This is a genomic window from Rhizobium sp. WYCCWR10014 (genome assembly GCF_001657485.1).
GTDB lineage: Bacteria > Pseudomonadota > Alphaproteobacteria > Rhizobiales > Rhizobiaceae > Rhizobium.
The window spans coordinates 96,942-113,651 of record NZ_LXFU01000048.1; the positions used below are offsets into that span (position 1 = coordinate 96,942).

At 61.4% G+C, this 16,710-nt stretch carries 15 protein-coding genes; 12 read left to right on the forward strand and 3 right to left on the reverse strand.

From position 1 onward, the window contains the following. Nucleotides 1-9: 9 nt before the first annotated feature. A complete protein-coding gene (purF, locus tag A6U98_RS26475) occupies nt 10-1,500 on the forward strand; it encodes an amidophosphoribosyltransferase (protein WP_064653956.1) in 1,491 nt (496 codons plus the stop codon). 78 nt (nt 1,501-1,578) lie between these two features. Continuing rightward, a complete protein-coding gene (locus tag A6U98_RS26480; protein WP_064653957.1) occupies nt 1,579-2,319 on the forward strand; it encodes an SDR family NAD(P)-dependent oxidoreductase in 741 nt (246 codons plus the stop codon). 114 nt (nt 2,320-2,433) lie between these two features. Here the strand turns inward: A6U98_RS26480 and A6U98_RS26485 are convergent, their stop codons facing one another. Next, nucleotides 2,434-3,138 carry a GH25 family lysozyme gene (locus tag A6U98_RS26485; RefSeq protein ID WP_064654163.1) on the reverse strand — a complete coding sequence of 235 codons (705 nt, stop codon included), beginning with the start codon at nt 3,136-3,138 and terminating at the stop codon, nt 2,434-2,436. 178 nt (nt 3,139-3,316) lie between these two features. Then, nucleotides 3,317-3,784 (reverse strand): hypothetical protein, encoded by a 468-nt coding sequence (locus tag A6U98_RS26490; protein ID WP_245304576.1) that lies wholly within the window; start codon nt 3,782-3,784, stop codon nt 3,317-3,319. Between the two features lie 417 nt (nt 3,785-4,201). On the opposite strand from A6U98_RS26490, the gene cysS reads away from it, so the two are divergent. The 7 genes from cysS (at nt 4,202) to rarD (ending at nt 10,899) form a co-directional block, all read left to right on the forward strand. After that, nucleotides 4,202-5,593, forward strand: coding sequence for a cysteine--tRNA ligase (gene cysS / locus A6U98_RS26495; RefSeq protein WP_064653958.1), 1,392 nt, complete (start codon nt 4,202-4,204; stop codon nt 5,591-5,593). Then, a complete protein-coding gene (locus tag A6U98_RS26500; RefSeq protein ID WP_064653959.1) occupies nt 5,590-6,066 on the forward strand; it encodes a GFA family protein in 477 nt (158 codons plus the stop codon). The genes cysS and A6U98_RS26500 overlap by 4 nt, the downstream gene beginning before the upstream one ends. Continuing rightward, complete coding sequence (locus tag A6U98_RS26505; RefSeq protein WP_064653960.1) at nt 6,063-6,551, forward strand: GFA family protein; 489 nt, start codon at nt 6,063-6,065, stop codon at nt 6,549-6,551. Before A6U98_RS26500 ends, A6U98_RS26505 begins: the two co-directional genes overlap by 4 nt. After that, complete coding sequence (locus A6U98_RS26510; protein WP_003558152.1) at nt 6,548-7,024, forward strand: GFA family protein; 477 nt, start codon at nt 6,548-6,550, stop codon at nt 7,022-7,024. The genes A6U98_RS26505 and A6U98_RS26510 overlap by 4 nt, the downstream gene beginning before the upstream one ends. Continuing rightward, nucleotides 7,021-7,983: a prolyl aminopeptidase gene (pip, locus tag A6U98_RS26515; protein WP_064653961.1), complete on the forward strand. Its 963-nt coding sequence runs from the start codon at nt 7,021-7,023 to the stop codon at nt 7,981-7,983. The genes A6U98_RS26510 and pip overlap by 4 nt, the downstream gene beginning before the upstream one ends. 181 nt (nt 7,984-8,164) lie before the next feature. After that, nucleotides 8,165-9,778 (forward strand): citramalate synthase, encoded by a 1,614-nt coding sequence (gene cimA, locus A6U98_RS26520; RefSeq protein ID WP_064653962.1) that lies wholly within the window; start codon nt 8,165-8,167, stop codon nt 9,776-9,778. Between the two features lie 209 nt (nt 9,779-9,987). Continuing rightward, nucleotides 9,988-10,899: an EamA family transporter RarD gene (rarD, locus tag A6U98_RS26525; RefSeq protein ID WP_064653963.1), complete on the forward strand. Its 912-nt coding sequence runs from the start codon at nt 9,988-9,990 to the stop codon at nt 10,897-10,899. A gap of 72 nt (nt 10,900-10,971) precedes the next feature. On the opposite strand, the gene A6U98_RS26530 is transcribed toward rarD, so the two are convergent. Next, on the reverse strand, nt 10,972-11,595 hold the full coding sequence (locus A6U98_RS26530) for a TIGR00730 family Rossman fold protein (RefSeq protein WP_003558142.1): 624 nt from the start codon (nt 11,593-11,595) through the stop codon (nt 10,972-10,974). Between the two features lie 155 nt (nt 11,596-11,750). On the opposite strand from A6U98_RS26530, the gene A6U98_RS26535 reads away from it, so the two are divergent. The 3 genes from A6U98_RS26535 to A6U98_RS26545 all read left to right on the forward strand — a co-directional run bounded on the left by A6U98_RS26535 (nt 11,751) and on the right by A6U98_RS26545 (nt 16,668). Beyond that, nucleotides 11,751-13,745: a LysM peptidoglycan-binding domain-containing protein gene (locus A6U98_RS26535; RefSeq protein WP_064653964.1), complete on the forward strand. Its 1,995-nt coding sequence runs from the start codon at nt 11,751-11,753 to the stop codon at nt 13,743-13,745. 212 nt (nt 13,746-13,957) lie between these two features. Continuing rightward, nucleotides 13,958-15,835 (forward strand): ABC transporter ATP-binding protein/permease, encoded by a 1,878-nt coding sequence (locus A6U98_RS26540; RefSeq protein ID WP_064653965.1) that lies wholly within the window; start codon nt 13,958-13,960, stop codon nt 15,833-15,835. Continuing rightward, a complete protein-coding gene (locus tag A6U98_RS26545) occupies nt 15,733-16,668 on the forward strand; it encodes a phosphatidylserine decarboxylase (RefSeq protein ID WP_280950270.1) in 936 nt (311 codons plus the stop codon). The genes A6U98_RS26540 and A6U98_RS26545 overlap by 103 nt, the downstream gene beginning before the upstream one ends. The last annotated feature ends 42 nt before the right edge of the window (nt 16,669-16,710 follow it).

Genomic DNA, 16,710 nt, shown 5'->3' on the forward strand with positions numbered 1-16,710 from the left:
CCCGCAGAAATGAACCAGTCCCATTCCTTCCCGACCGACGATCCGCTCGACGGAGATACGCTGCATGAAGAATGCGGGGTTTTCGGAATTTTGGGACATCCCGATGCCGCCGCGCTCACGGCTCTCGGCCTGCATGCTCTGCAGCACCGCGGACAGGAAGCGGCCGGCATCGTCTCCTTCGACGGCAAGCGCTTTTATCAAGAGCGCCACATGGGCCTCGTCGGCGACCACTATACCAATCCGATGACGCTCGCCCGCCTGCCCGGCAGCATTACGATCGGTCATACCCGCTACTCGACAACCGGCGAAGTGGCCATGCGCAACGTGCAGCCGCTCTTTGCCGAACTGGAAGAAGGCGGCATCGCCATTGCCCATAACGGCAATTTCACCAACGGCCTGACGCTGCGCCGCCAGATCATCGCGACCGGCGCCATCTGTCAGTCGACTTCCGATACCGAAGTCGTCCTTCACCTCATCGCCCGTTCCCGCCACGCATCCACGTCCGACCGCTTCATCGACGCCATTCGTCAGATGGAAGGCGGCTATTCGATGCTTGCCATGACGCGCACGAAGCTGATTGCCGCGCGCGATCCGACCGGCATCCGCCCGCTGGTGATGGGCGAACTCGACGGCAAGCCGATCTTCTGCTCGGAAACCTGCGCGCTCGACATTATCGGTGCCAAGTTCATCCGCGACGTTGAAAACGGCGAGGTGGTGATCTGCGAAATCCAGCCTGACGGCTCGATAAGCATCGATGCGCGCAAGCCCAGCAAACCGCTGCCGGAGCGCCTCTGCCTGTTCGAATATGTCTATTTCGCCCGTCCGGACTCTGTCGTCGGCGGCCGCAACGTCTATACGACGCGCAAGAGCATGGGCATGAACCTCGCCAAGGAATCGCCCGTGGATGCCGACGTCATCGTGCCAGTACCGGATGGCGGCACGCCGGCGGCGCTTGGCTATGCGCAGCAGAGCGGCATTCCCTTCGAATACGGCATCATCCGCAACCATTATGTCGGACGCACCTTCATCGAGCCGACGCAGCAGATCCGCGCCTTCGGCGTGAAGCTGAAGCATTCGGCCAACCGGGCAATGATCGAAGGTAAGCGCGTGGTGCTGGTCGATGATTCCATCGTGCGTGGTACGACGTCTCTCAAGATCGTCCAGATGATCCGTGAAGCCGGGGCGCGCGAAGTCCATGTCCGCGTCGCAAGCCCGATGATCTTCTTCCCGGACTTCTACGGCATCGACACGCCTGACGCAGACAAGCTGCTGGCAAATCAGTATGCCGATGTCGAAGCCATGGCGAAATATATCGGCGCCGATTCGCTCGCCTTCCTGTCGATCGACGGCCTCTATCGCGCCGTTGGCGGCGAGGATCGCAATCCGGTCCGGCCGCAGTTCACCGACCATTATTTCACCGGCGACTATCCGACCCGCCTGCTCGACAAGAACGGCGAGTCCATGGGCAACAAGATTTCCATGCTTGCCAGCAACGGCTGACACGGCGCGCCGGTTATTCCATTGTCCATCCCGAGGGGTGCATCGCACCCCTCTCCCTTCGTGAGGGAACACGACATCATGAATTTCAATCTTGAGGGCAAGATCGCACTCGTCACCGGTGCGTCGCGCGGCATCGGCTATTTCACGGCGCTGGAACTTGCCAAGGCCGGCGCCCATGTGATTGCCTGCGCCCGCACGGTCGGCGGGCTCGAGGACCTCGATGACGCGATCAAGGCTGTCGGCGGCACGGCGACGCTCGTGCCCTTCGACCTTGCCGACATGAATGCGATCGATGCGCTCGGCGGCTCGATCTTCGAGCGCTGGGGCAAGCTCGACATCCTCGTCGCCAATGCCGGCGTGCTCGGCGTCATTTCGCCGATCGGCCATATCGAAGCGAAGGTGTTCGAGAAGGTGATGACCATCAACGTCACCGCGACATGGCGGTTGATCCGCTCGGTCGACCCGCTGCTGGCCCGCTCGGATGCCGGCCGCGCGGTGATCATCTCTTCGGGTGCCGCCCACAAGTGCCGCCCGTTCTGGGGAGCCTATTCCGCTTCCAAGGCCGCCGTCGAGGCGCTGGCACGCACATGGGCGGGCGAAAGTCAAAGCACCCCGCTGCGGGTCACCAGCGTCGATCCGGGTGCGACCCGCACGGCGATGCGGGCACAGGCGGTGCCCGGAGAAGATCCGCAGACGCTCCCACATCCGTCCGAAGTCGCAAAGGCGATCCTGCCGTTGCTGGGGCCTGGGGTGACAGAGACGGGCAAGCTGTTCATCGTCCGGGAGAACAAGCTCGTCGATTATCGCCTGCCGGAATAGGCCGCTGCATGATTCCTCAAATCGGACTCGATTTAAGGACAAAATGATGCAGCAATTCAAAGTGCTACAGCATCCTTTGCGCGTCTCGAAAAGACGCGCAGCGCTGTAGACGTTTCAGTTCGCTGCAACGGTGGGGAACAGATGCGCCAGGCCCGCTTCCGACGGGCATAGCGCATTGAGGTCAACCGGTCCCTGGATGCCGTCCAAGGTGCCGTTGTCGGCAAATTGCCAGATCGACCAATGACTGCACTCTTCCTGCCTCGGCTCCCTGAACACGCTGCGCAGCCACAGATAGTGGTCGGGAAAGCGTGATTCATTGCCTTTCAGATATTGATCGAAGAACTCCTGCGTGACGTAGAAAATAGGCTTCTCCGGAAAAGTGCCTTTCAGCTCGGTGAAGAAGGCGTTCACCTCGGCAGCCATTTCCTCGAGCGTCGGGATTTTGTTGCAATTGCCGACAAACTCCAGATCGACGGCGATCGGCAGAGTTCCCTGCTCCTTCGGCACGGTCGCCAGGACATTCTGCGCCTGATCCTTGCCCGGACGGCAGAAGGTGAAGAAATGATAAGCGCCCCTGACCACTCCAGCATCTCTGGCGCGCTGCCAGTTGTCGGCGAACTTGGAATCCCGATGGTCTCCGCCTTCGGTCGCTTTCATGAAGGCGAAACGGACATTCGGTTGCGCGGCAACGGCCTCCCAATCGATATCGCCCTGGTGATGGCTGACATCGATGCCTTGGATTGGATAGTTGCTGAGAGAGGGATTGTTGAAACGAAGCATACCGAAATCGTATGCGAAGTAAGCAGCGAATGCGACCATCAGAATCGCAGTTGCTCCGATCGTTCCCCAGACCAAGCTTCTCGCTCATTCCCCCTATTTTCAGCCGTCTGCCAATTGGCTATTCGCGATTTGCGCCGTGAAAATGGCGGACGAGCTCCAGCGTGCGCACGCTCGGAGTGTGAACCAGGGCTATGCCCGGTTCGAGCGACATGGGCTTTTACGCGATTCTTTCCATCCGGCACCGTTCGAGCAACGGGTAGCTGTCGAGGAATGGTTTCAGGCGCGATACCATCGTTTCGAAATCATCGCCATATATGTAAAGCGCCGTGTCCTGTGGACCTTGCCAATTGCTTGCGACCAAACCAACGCCTTCAAGAAGCCGTCCGAATTTATCCACCACGTGATTGATATCGCAAGTTTCGTAGACCGAGGCCGGTAAATCGGTCCCGTTGACATAAATCGCCAGACCATGCTGGCGCCCGAAATCGATCCCCTGCTGACCTGGGATGTGCAGAGTCGATCCGATTGGCGCAAGCATGGATTCCAAGACGTTGATGAGCAGGGTCAATCGTGCATCTGTGGGATTGTCGACTTCCATTTCGATGTCGCATTCTTTGATCTCGCCGCTCGGTTGCTGCAGCGTTCCACCCCCAACCACCCTCATGCCATGCCCGCGTTGCTCCATAAAGGCGTCCAGAGCATCCTAGCGGCGCCCTATCCATGGGTTGAAGGCGAGCATTCAGTGTGACGACAACAATCGTCTTCTTTTTGGATTTTCCAAATAGACCCAACATTCTCCGCCCTCCTAAATGATAGCTTCGCTTCGTATTAGAAATTTCCTGAAACGAACAGACATCACCTCATTCCTCCGGAAGTTGTTAGGTGTCTGACCGGCGCCAGAACAAACAGCAGACCCTTGACCTTTTTTCCGGCGCAAGCCATAACCTTCGCCATGAAAACGGTTATCTGCATTATCTGCCGGAAGATTATTCGCTAGCGCGAGCGCTGGCCCGGCCGTTTTCGTCTCCCAAATAGTCAAGATGCGAAACGCCCCGGTCCGCCGGTCGCGATATTTTTCTGATCGTGCATTTGGGAGAGTGAAATGGACGCGACGCCGGAACTGAAGCTGTACAACACGCTGACACGGGAAAAATCGGTGTTTTCGCCGATCGATCCCAACAATGTCCGCATGTATGTCTGCGGCCCGACCGTCTATGACTTCGCTCATATCGGCAATGCCCGGCCGGTCATCGTCTTCGACGTGCTGTTCCGGCTGTTGCGTCATGTCTATGGCGAAGATCACGTCACTTATGCCCGCAACATCACCGACGTCGACGACAAGATCAATGCGCGCGCACTTCGGGACCATCCGGGCCTGCCGCTCAACGACGCGATCCGTGCGGTCACCGAAAAGACCGAGACGCAATTTCACGCCGATGTCGCCGACCTCGGCTGCCTGGAGCCGGACTTCGAGCCGCGCGCCACCGACAATATCGTCGAGATGACCGAGATCATCGAGAAGCTGATCGGCAACGGTCATGCCTATGTCGCATCGGGCGAAGTGCTGTTCGACACCAAATCCATGGCGGATTACGGCCAGCTTTCGAAGCGCCCGCTCGACGAGCAGCAGGCGGGCGCCCGCATCGCCGTTGACGCGCACAAGAAGAATCCGGGCGATTTCGTGCTCTGGAAACTGTCGAGCCACAACGAGCCCGGTTGGGACAGCCCCTGGGGCCGCGGTCGGCCCGGATGGCACATCGAATGCTCCGCGATGAGCAAGCGCTATCTCGGCGATGTCTTCGACATTCACGGCGGCGGGCTAGACCTGATCTTCCCGCATCATGAAAACGAGATCGCCCAGTCGCGCTGCGCCCACGGTACCGAGGTGATGGCTAATGTCTGGATGCATAACGGCTTCCTGCAGGTCGAAGGCCGCAAGATGTCGAAATCCGAAGGCAATTTCGTCACCATCCACGAGTTGCTGCACACGGAAATCTTCGGCGGCCGCAAATGGCCGGGCCAGGTGCTGCGCCTTGCCATGCTGATGACGCATTACCGCGAGCCGATCGATTTCTCGATCAAGCGACTGGAAGAGGCCGAACGTCTGCTCGCCAAATGGCCGGCGGCCGAAGCCGGCGTTGCGGCGCCCGATGAAACCGTGCTGAACGCGCTTTCCGACGACCTCAATACGGTCGCGGCGGTGCAGGCATTGCATGCGCTTGCGCAGGCTGCCCATGCGGATCCCACAGCCCGTGCTGTCTTTGCCGCAACGGCCGACCTTCTGGGCCTGTTGCCGAAAAAGATGGAGATCGACGAAGCCGTCGCATCGGCGGTCGATGCGCTGGTCGCAATGCGTCTGGAAATGCTGAAGGCGAAGAACTTCACTGAGGCCGACAAGATCCGCGACGAGCTGACGGCGAAGGGCATCCAGTTGAAGGACGGCAAGGATGCGGTGACCGGCGAGCGCGTGACGACGTGGGAGGTCAAGAGATGACGACCTATACTGGCGGCTGCCAGTGCGGAGCGATCCGTTTCCGCGTCAGCGGCGATCTCAAGGATTCGTCGATCTGTCATTGCCGCATGTGCCAGAAGGCGTTCGGGGCCTATTATGCACCGCTGGTCTCGGTGCGCGGCGCCGATTTCGAATGGACACGCGGAGAGCGGAAAAGATTCCGCTCTTCCAATTTCGTCGAGCGCGGCTTCTGCGGCGATTGCGGCACGCCGCTGACCTACGAGGCGCCGGATGGAATGGCGATTGCCGCCGGCGCCTTCGACGACCCTTCGGCATTTCCGCCGGTGATCCAATTCGGCATCGAGGGCAAAATCGGTTTCGTCGATCATCTGCACGAATTGCCGGGGCACCGGACGGAGGAGGACGCGCAGGCTGCCCCCTTCCTGCTTGAGCTCGTCTCCTGCCAGCATCCCGATCATGAGACGCAGGCATGGCCACCAAAGGAGCTCGGATGACGACGGAATCAGACAGAAGCGGCGGGTGCCAGTGCGGGGCAGTGCGTTACCGCGCCAAAGGCGAACTCGGCTATCCCCATCTTTGCCATTGCCGCATGTGCCAGAAGGCGGCGGGCAATTATTTCATGCCGCTTGCCGGGGTGATGCGCAGCGATTTTACCTTCACACGCGGCACGCCGAAATGGTTTCAGTCCTCGGATCTGGTGCGGCGCGGCTTCTGCGGCGATTGCGGCACGCCGCTGTTCTACGACATTCCGGAGACTGATTTCATCAACCTCACGCTCGGCTCGTTGGATAATCCCGATGCGGTCAAGCCGGTGATGCAATCGAACACCCGCCAGAAGATGTCCTGGTTTCACGCGCTGGATGGCCTGCCGCTGGAACCAGAGCCTGAAACGCCCGACCGCGAGAACGCGATCGCGGCAAGCAACCATCAGCACCCCGACCACGACACGAAAAGCTGGCCCCTCGGAGAAAGCTCATGACGGACACGATAAAGACAGGCGGATGCCAGTGCGGCGCCGTGCGCTTCCGCATCTCCGGCAAACTGGGACGTCCCTCGATCTGCCATTGCCGCATGTGCCAGAAGCAGTTCGGCGGTTTCTTCTCTGCGCTCGTCACCACGCCTGAGGAAGGGATGGAATGGACGCGCGGGGAGCCGAGCTACTTCCAGTCCTCGGTCAATATCGAACGCGGCTTCTGCAGCAATTGCGGCACGCCGATGACCTATCGTCACCCGGGCGGGCTGGAGCTTGCGATCGGTACCTTCGACGACCGCAGCGACCTCGCACCGCTGATCCAGGTCAACTATGAGGCCCGCCTCCCCTGGGTCGAGGAAATCTTCGAGGCGCCGGTGCTGAAGGATCAGGATTTCTACGCACGGCAGGAGGCGATCATCTCCTTCCAGCATCCCGATCACGACACAGAAGTCTGGCCCGCGAAAGGCGTGAAGATATGACTGAGAGACTGCGCACGCTCTATCCCGAAATCGAGCCCTATGCTTCCGGCCATCTCGATGTGGGCGACGGCCATGTGATCTATTGGGAGCGCTCGGGAACGCCTGGCGCCAAGCCCGCCGTCTTCCTGCATGGCGGCCCGGGCGGCGGCATCTCGCCCGCCCATCGCCGGCTCTTCGACCCTGCTCTTTACGACGTCATGCTGTTTGACCAGCGCGGTTGCGGCAGGTCGACACCGCATGCGGAACTCCAAGCCAATACGACCTGGCACCTCGTTGCCGATATCGAGCGGCTGCGCGAGATGGCCGGCGTCGACAGCTGGCAGGTATTCGGCGGCTCCTGGGGCTCGACGCTGGGGCTCGCCTATGCCGAGACGCATCCGGAGCACGTCTCCGAGCTCATTCTGCGCGGCATCTACACGCTGACCAAGGCGGAGCTCGACTGGTACTACCAATTCGGCGTCTCGGAGATGTTCCCTGACAAGTGGGAGCGGTTCATCGCACCAATTCCCCCGGAAGAGCGGCATGAGATGATGCATGCCTATCATCGCCGCCTGACGCACGAGGACAAGAACGTCCGCCTCGCGGCCGCGCAGGCCTGGAGCATTTGGGAAGGCGAAACGATCACGCTGCTGCCGGAACCTTCGACGAGCTTCAAGTTCGAGGAGCCGGAATTCGCCTATGCATTTGCGCGCATCGAGAACCATTTCTTCGTCCATGCCGGCTGGATGGACGAGGGACAGCTGATCCGCGACGCCGGCAGGCTCAGGGATATTCCCGGCGTCATCGTGCATGGCCGCTACGACATGCCCTGCCCGGCCAAATATGCCTGGCTGCTGCACAAGGCCTGGCCGAAAGCAGAATTCCACCTGATCGAGGGCGCGGGCCATGCCTATTCGGAGCCGGGAATTCTCGATCAGTTGATCCGGGCGACGGATAAGTTTGCCGGGGAACAAGACTGATCGTTAGCATTGGGGGCAGCCCCTCACCCTAACCCTCTCCCCGCCCGCGGGGAGAGGGGACGTGCCCTGCGATACGGTGCGGCATATCCCTTCTCCCCTCATAACGGGGAGAAGGTGGCGGCAGCCGGATGAGGGGCAGCATCCGCACTTCATAACAACCCGCCTGGCGGGAGGAAACGACATGAAAGAACGCATCTATCTCTTCGACACGACGCTCCGGGACGGGCAGCAGACGCCCGGCATCGATTTCTCCGTCGAGGACAAGATTGCGATCGCCGCCATGCTGGACGAGTTCGGCCTCGATTACGTCGAGGGCGGATATCCCGGCGCCAATCCGACGGATACGGCCTTCTTCAGCGACAAGCGCACCGGCCAGGCGAGTTTCGTCGCCTTCGGCATGACGAAGCGGGCGGGCGTTTCGGTCTCCAACGATCCCGGCATTGCCGGGCTGCTGCAGGCAAAATCCGACGCCATCTGTTTAGTCGCCAAGAGCTGGGATTATCATGTCGCGGTGGCGCTCGGCTGCACCAACGAGGAAAACCTCGAATGCATCGCCGAAAGCGTCAAGGCGGCGGTTGGCGCGGGCAAGGAGGCGATCGTCGATTGCGAGCATTTCTTCGACGGCTTCAAGGCCAATCCGGCCTATGCGCTCGCCTGCGCCAAGACGGCCTATGAGAGCGGCGCCCGCTGGGTCGTGCTCTGCGACACCAATGGCGGCACGCAGCCGCCGGAGGTGCGGGCCATCGTCGAGGCGGTGATCGCCTCAGGCGTTCCCGGCCACTGTCTTGGCATCCATGCGCATAACGACACCGGCCAGGCGGTCGCCAATTCGCTTGCCGCCGTCGACGCCGGCGTCCGGCAGATCCAGGGCACGCTGAACGGTATCGGCGAGCGCTGCGGCAATGCCAATCTTGTGACGCTGATCCCGACGCTGGCGCTGAAGAGCGCCTACAACACACGTTTCGAAACGGCGATCGACGAGGAGCGGCTGCTCAACCTCACCCGGCTCTCGCATGCCTTCGACGAGCTGCTCAACCGCTCGCCCGACCACCAGATGCCCTATGTCGGCGCTTCCGCCTTCGCCACCAAGGCCGGCATCCACGCATCGGCGCTGCTCAAGGATCCGCGGACCTATGAACACGTGCCGCCGGAAACCGTCGGCAATTTCCGCAAGGTCATGGTCTCCGACCAGGGCGGCAAGGCGAACTTCATCAATGCGCTGAAGCGACGCGGCATCGAGGTCGCCAAGGACGATCCGAAGCTCGACCTGCTGATCTCGATCGTCAAGGAACGTGAATCCATCGGCTATGCGTATGAGGGCGCGGATGCGAGCTTCGAGCTGCTGGCGCGCCGCACGCTCGGCACGATCCCGGAATTTTTCACTATCGAAGGCTTCCGCGTGATGATCGAGCGCCGCTTCGACAGTCTCGGCCGCGTGAAGATCGTCTCGGAGGCGGTGGTCAAGATCACCATCGACGGCCACACGCTGATGTCGGTTGCCGATGCCGAAGGCCCCGTCAACGCGCTCGACCTCGCGCTGCGCAAGGATTTCGGCAAGTACCAGCACGAGATCGACGATCTGGTGCTCGCCGATTTCAAGGTGCGTATCCTCAATGGCGGCACGGAGGCAATCACCCGTGTGCTGATCGAATCCACCGACAGCGACGGGGTGCGCTGGTGGACGGTCGGCGTCTCGGAGAACATCATCGACGCTTCGTTCCAGGCGCTGATGGATTCGGTCATCTACAAGCTGATGAAGAATCGGCAGCTGGCGGGCAAGATCGCGGCGGAATAAACCTATTCCGCCGGCTCGGCGATGGGGTCCCAGCCCTCGCCCAAATACCATTCGCTTCCTTCGGACGCCGCCCTCCGCCGCAGGGCGTCGGATCATCTCGCCCGTCTTCCGGTTCAAATCCTCTCACCCTTCATTCAACGAAATGAATTGGTCTATTCACGGCGCTTAAGCTAGGCCGGATCAGAAGAAGAACAAAGATGGAAACACCGATGTCGACCGATGCGTCCGTTCCGTTGGCCAAGAACGAAGACAGTCCGCGCGGGTTCGCCTTCGCGCTGACGGCCTATCTGCTCTGGGGCTTCCTGCCGATCTACATGAAGGCGGTGGCGCATATCTCGCCGGCCGAGGTCATCGCCCATCGCATCGTCTGGTCGCTGCCGCTGGCGGGCATCGTGCTGATCGTGCTCGGGCGCACGCAGGATATCCGCGCAGCGCTCAGTTCGCCGCGCATGCTGGCGATGGCGGCTTTGACGGCGTCACTGATCACCGTCAACTGGGGCACCTATGTCTGGGCGATCGGCGCCGGCCATTCGCTCGATGCAGCACTCGGCTATTTCATCAATCCGCTGTTCAGCATCTTCCTCGGCGCGGTGTTCCTCAAGGAAAAACTGCAGCCGCTGCAGATCGCCGCGATCGCGCTTGCGGCGCTTGCCGTCGCCATTCTCGCACTGGATAGCGGCGGCATCCCGTGGGTGGCGCTGACGCTGGCGATCAGCTGGGGTTTCTACGCCCTGTTGCGCAAGACGCTGCCGCTCGGGCCGAACCAGGGCTTCTTCCTCGAAGTGCTGATCCTCAGCGGACCGGCCCTCCTCTACATCCTCTATCTCGAATTCAGCGGCCAGGGCCACCTCTACCGCACCGGTCTTGCAGATACGACACTGCTGCTCGGCTGCGGCGTCATCACCGCCGTGCCGCTGATGATCTATGCGAACGGCGCCAAGCTCTTGAAGCTCTCGACGATCGGTATCATGCAGTATATCGCGCCGACGATGATCTTCCTGATCGCGGTCTTCGTCTTCCACGAGCCATTCGGGACGGCGCGCATGATCGCCTTCCCGCTGATCTGGGCGGGGCTGTTCCTCTATAGCTGGTCGATGCTGAAGGGAAGCCGCGGGCGCTAGAGCAATTCCAGCAAAAGTGCGCAGCGGTTCTGCGCTTCCGTGAAAGCCGAACCGCTCCAAGGGCGCGCCCGCCTACATCTTCGAAATCACCTCGTCCTCGCCGTCGCGATCGGCGGCAAGCTGGGCTGCCTGGGCCATGATCGCCGGAATAATGCCGGAGATCTCGTCGACGACGAGCGGCTGCACCCGGTGGGCGGTGTGCAGGAAGCCTTCTTCGGTCATATGGCGCATCAGTTCCATCATCGGATCCCAGAAACCATTAACGTTGGCAAAGACCATTGGCTTCTCGTGGCGGCCGAGCTGTGCCCATGTCATGATCTCGACGATCTCCTCCAGCGTACCAATACCGCCGGGCAGCGCGACGAAGGCATCGGAGCGCTCGAACATGGTGTGTTTGCGCGCATGCATGTCAGGGGTTACAATGAGTTCGTTGAGCTGACCGAGCGAGTGGCGAGTCGCTTCCATATCGATCAGGAATTCGGGAATGATGCCCGTGACCTGACCGCCGCCTGAAAGCACGCCGCTGGCAACCGCGCCCATAATGCCTTTGGTACCCCCGCCATAGACGAGGCGCAGGCCGTATTCGGCGATCTCTCGTCCGAGAGCGCGCCCGGCCGCCATGTGGGAAGGATCGCGTCCCGGCCTGGAGCCGCAGTAAACGCAGATGGATCGAATCGATACAGATTGTTCGGTCATAAGGGCAAAACAACTATTCCATTTCAATGCAGTCAAGAAAATTGACTGAAAAGCAGCGTGCCTAGCTTGCCTAATTGCTTTGAATGCTTGTGGAAAGCAACGGGAATCGCTAGCAATTTTGGGTATTACGGCAAATTGCCGCCTTGGGAGACATAATGATGAAGAACCGTGCCGGCTTGCTGGCTCTTGCAGTGCTCGCAATCGCAATCCTACTGATGGTGTTTGTCGTCATGCCGCGCATCGGCGGCGATGCGACCAAGGTGGGAGACGCTATCAACCAGGCGAGCACGGAGGTCAAGAACACGGTTAACGAGGCGGCAAAGACATCGCGCTCCGCCGCGGGCGACGCGGCCGCGGTCGCCGACAAGGTCGGTCGCCTTTCGGCCGATGCCGGCGTATCGCTCAGCGAGCTCAAGGCGCTGTTTGCCGACGGCAAAGGCCCGACCATCGATGTCTTTACCGCCGCCAAGACCAAGGCCGTCAATGCCCTGACCGCGCTTGCCGATTTCACCATTCCCGAGGGCCTCGATCCCGCGACCCAGACCCTTGCCGCCAAGGCCAAGGACGGTGGCGCCAAGGCGCTCGCCATCGTCCAGTCGCTGCCCGAGAACATCGCCGATGCGCTTGCCGCGATCGCCAAGGCCGAGGTTGCGCTGACTGGTGCCCCTGGGGCGAATACGGCATCGGAAAATACCGGCCCGAAGGTTCCGGCCTTCGACGTATTGCGCGTCGAGCCAGACGGATCGACGGTGATTGCCGGTTCCGCCGAACCGAACGGCAAGCTCGAGGTGCTCGACGGCGAGAAGGTGGTGACGACTGCCAATGTCGATGCGAGCGGCGATTTTGCTGCCGTTCTCGACGATCCGCTTCCGGCCGGCGACCACCAGCTCGTGCTCAAGTTCACGGGCAAGGACGGCAAGAGCACGCTTTCCGAAGAAGTCGCGACCATTTCCGTGCCGAAGGATGGCAATGGCGCCAATCTGCTCGCCATGGTTTCCAAACCCGGCGCGGCGAGCCGCATCATTACCGCGCCGAAGGCCGGAACCGAAGTTGCCGATGCCTCCAACCCGATGGCGCCGCCTGCGGACAAGCCGGCAACCGGCGAGCTGGCTCTGCAGACGCCGAACCTCACCGACACCCCCTCCGGCGGCGCTGATACGGCACCGGCCACTCCCGGCACCGCAGCACCGGATAAGTCGAATATGCCCGACGTGATGGTCAATGCGGTCGAGATCGAAGGCAACAAGATCTTCATTGCCGGTACGACGCGCTCCAATGCCAAGGTCATCGGTTATGCCGACGACAGCCTCGTCGGCCAGGACACAGCCGGCTCCGACGGCCATTTCGTCATCGACGGTGTGGTGGCGCTCTCAGTCGGCGACCACAAGATCCGCGTCGATGTCGTTGATCCCGCAGGCAAGGTGATCGTGCGTGCGGCGGTGAATTTCAATCGCCCGGCCGGCGACCAGGTGAGGGTCGCCGCGCAATCGGCCCCCGCCGACGCCAACGGTGCCTCCCCGATGGTGCCGCTCGACGAAGGCGAGCTCGGCAAGCGCAAGGCCGAGGCCGGCAAAGCCTTCAGCCTGCTGAAGGGATTGTTTGCCGATGGCAAGCTGCCCGGGGCCGAACAGCTTGCGGCGGCGCGCTCGGCAACGGAATTCGCGCTGCGCTCCGTCGCCGACTTCCGCCCGGCCGCCGATGCGCCCGATGTCTTCAAGCAATCGTCCGGTTCCTCCTCGCAGATCGCCGGCAATGCGCTGAAGCTGCTGCAAGGCTTGCCTGGGGACGCGAAGTCCGTCGGCGCAGCACTCGGCAAGCTGGGCGGGATGATTGCCGAACTCACCGCTGCACCCGCACCGGCAACGCCATCTGCAAACGATGTCGGAAGCAACCAGCCGAAGACGATCGAACAGGCGCCGCTGACGGCAAACAACGCAGCGGTCATCATTCGCCGCGGCGACACGCTGTGGCAGATCTCGCGCCGCACCTATGGCCTCGGCGTCCGTTACACGACGATCTATATCGCCAACGAGGACAAGATCATCGATCCCGATCGCATCCGCCCGGGTCAGATCTTCGGCCTGCCGAAAGATGTATTGCCGAATGCCGAAGAGCTGCACCGCAAGCGCATGTCCGGCCAGCATCTCTAAGCCGCAAAACAACACGACGAGGCCGGGCGGGATCAGCGCCCGGCCTCGTCGTTTCCTTACCCCAGCAATTGTTGTATTCGTCCGCCGGGCGCCCTACCTGGCGGTGGCGGCTGCGGGTTGTGGGAAGCGCTTTCAGGCTTGTCCCGGTTCCGCACTCCTGCCGGCATCGAATCGCCGCAATCGCGGCAAGCCCATCCGGGCTGGAGACAAGCATGGCAAACGGCAAGACAGTCTCGGAATCCAACCTGCCGCAGACGCTTCTCAACCTCTGGCCCTATATGTGGCCGGCCGGCCGGCCCGACCTCAAGATGCGCGTCGTCTGGGCCTCGGTCTTTCTGCTGATCTCCAAATTCGTACTGCTGCTCGTCCCTTATTTCTTCAAATGGTCGACCGATGCGCTGAACGGCAGGATGGATCTTGCCGGCTCGGTGCCGCCGCTGCTGGCCGGCGCCATCGCGCTGGTGATCGCCTATAACATCACCCGGCTGATCCAGCTCGGCCTCAACCAGCTGCGCGACGCGCTCTTTGCCAGTGTCGGACAACATGCGGTGCGCCAGCTCGCCTACAGGACCTTCGTGCACATGCACGAGCTGTCGCTACGCTTCCATCTCGAGCGCAAGACCGGCGGGCTGTCGCGCATCATCGAGCGCGGCACCAAGGGTATCGAGACGATCGTACGCTTCACGATCCTCAATTCGGTTCCGACCGTCATCGAATTCCTGTTGACGGCGGTAATCTTCTGGTGGGGCTACGGCTTCTCCTATCTCGCCGTTACCGCTTTTACCGTCTGGGCCTATATCTGGTTCACGATCCGGGCATCCGACTGGCGCATCGCCATCCGCCGGTCGATGAACGACAGCGATACCGACGCCAACACCAAGGCGATCGACTCCCTCCTCAATTTCGAGACCGTCAAATATTTCGGCAATGAGGAGATGGAGGCAAAGCGTTTCGACAAATCGATGGAACGCTACGAGAAGGCGGCGACCGATGTCTGGACCTCGCTCGGCTGGCTAAACTTCGGCCAGGGCGTCATCTTCGGCATCGGCACGACGATCATGCTGGTGCTGTCGGCGCTGGCCGTGCAGCGCGGCGAGCAGACGGTCGGTGATTTCGTCTTCGTCAATTCGATGCTGCTCCAGCTTTCCGTACCGCTCAACTTCATCGGCTTCGTCTACCGTGAAATCCGCCAGGGACTGACCGACATCGAGCAGATGTTCGATTTGCTTGAGGTGCAGACCGAAGTCAAAGACGCGCCTGATGCGACCGAACTTCGAATCGGCCAGGGCGCGATCTCCTTCAAAGACGTGCACTTCGCCTATGATGCGGCCCGTCCGATCCTGAAGGGCATTTCCTTCGAGGTGCCGGCCGGCAAGACGGTCGCCGTCGTCGGCCCGTCGGGTGCCGGCAAATCGACGCTGTCGCGCCTGCTTTATCGTTTCTACGATATCCAGAGCGGCGCAATCACGGTCGACGGTCAGGATATCCGCACGGTGACGCAAAAGAGCCTGCGCTCGGTGATCGGCATGGTGCCGCAGGATACCGTGCTCTTCAACGACACGGTCGCCTACAACATCCGCTACGGCCGCACATCGGCCAGTGACGGCGAAGTCTTTGCCGCCGCCGAGGTGGCGCAGATCGCGCATTTCATCGAGACGCTGCCCGAGGGTTTCGAAACCAAGGTCGGCGAGCGCGGGCTGAAGCTTTCAGGCGGCGAGAAGCAGCGGGTGGCGATCGCCCGCACCATCCTCAAGGCGCCGCCGATCCTGATCCTCGACGAGGCGACGTCGGCGCTCGACACGACGACGGAACGGGAAATTCAGGAGGCGCTCGACCTGGTTTCGAAGAACCGCACGACGCTTGTCATCGCACACCGGCTTTCGACGGTGATCGGCGCCGATGAAATCATCGTGCTCAAAAGCGGCGAGATCGCCGAGCGCGGAACACATGCCGCCCTCCTCGAAAGGAACGGTCTTTATGCTTCGATGTGGAACCGCCAGCGCGAGGCGACGCAGGCCGAAGAACATCTGAAGCAGGTGCGCGAAAGCGACGACCTCGGCGTTATAACGCGGCTTGCCCCTGCAAGCTGAGATGGGAAACCGACGCCGGCCGGCTTTTGTTGTTCAGAACCGCGGCGTGGGAACCAGGGCTGAGGCCACAGCATTGCCCCAGAGACGGTTTTTCGCTAACCAGCAAAAATGAAAACGCAAGGAGACCGGCAGCCATGAGCCTGTTCAACACGGTTCGCAACACGATCGTCCCCGTGCACAAGGAGGGTTATCCCTTCGTTGCCGCCTTCTTCGTCGCGTCGCTGGTCCTCGGCTGGATCTTCAAGCCGCTCTTCTGGATCGGCATGATCTTCACGCTCTGGTGCGCCTATTTCTTCCGTGATCCGGAGCGCGTGACCCCGCAGGACGACGACCTAGTGATCTCTCCCGCCGACGGCAAGGTTTCGGCGATCCAGATGGTGACCCCGCCGTCCGAGCTCAACCTCGGCTCCGAGCCGATGCTGCGCATCTCCGTCTTCATGAACGTCTTCAATTGCCATGTGAACCGGGCGCCGATGCGCGGGCGCATCGTCAGCATCAACTACCGCTCCGGCAGCTTCGTCAACGCCGAGCTCGACAAGGCGAGTGAAGACAACGAGCGTAACGGGCTGGTGATCGAAACCGGCCACGGCCAGATCGGCGTCGTGCAGATCGCCGGCCTCGTCGCACGGCGCATCCTCTGCTGGGCAAACCCCAACGAGCCGGTGGATGCCGGCGAGCGCTTCGGGCTCATCCGTTTCGGCTCGCGGCTCGACGTGTTCCTGCCCGCCGGTGCTGCGCCACGCGTCTCGCTCGGCCAGACGGCGGTTGCAGGAGAAACCGTCATCGCCGAATTCGCCTCCGCCAAGGGTCCCATTATCAGCCGCCGCAGCTAGAGCGGTTCAGCTTTTCACGGAAGTGCAGAAGCGCTACGCACT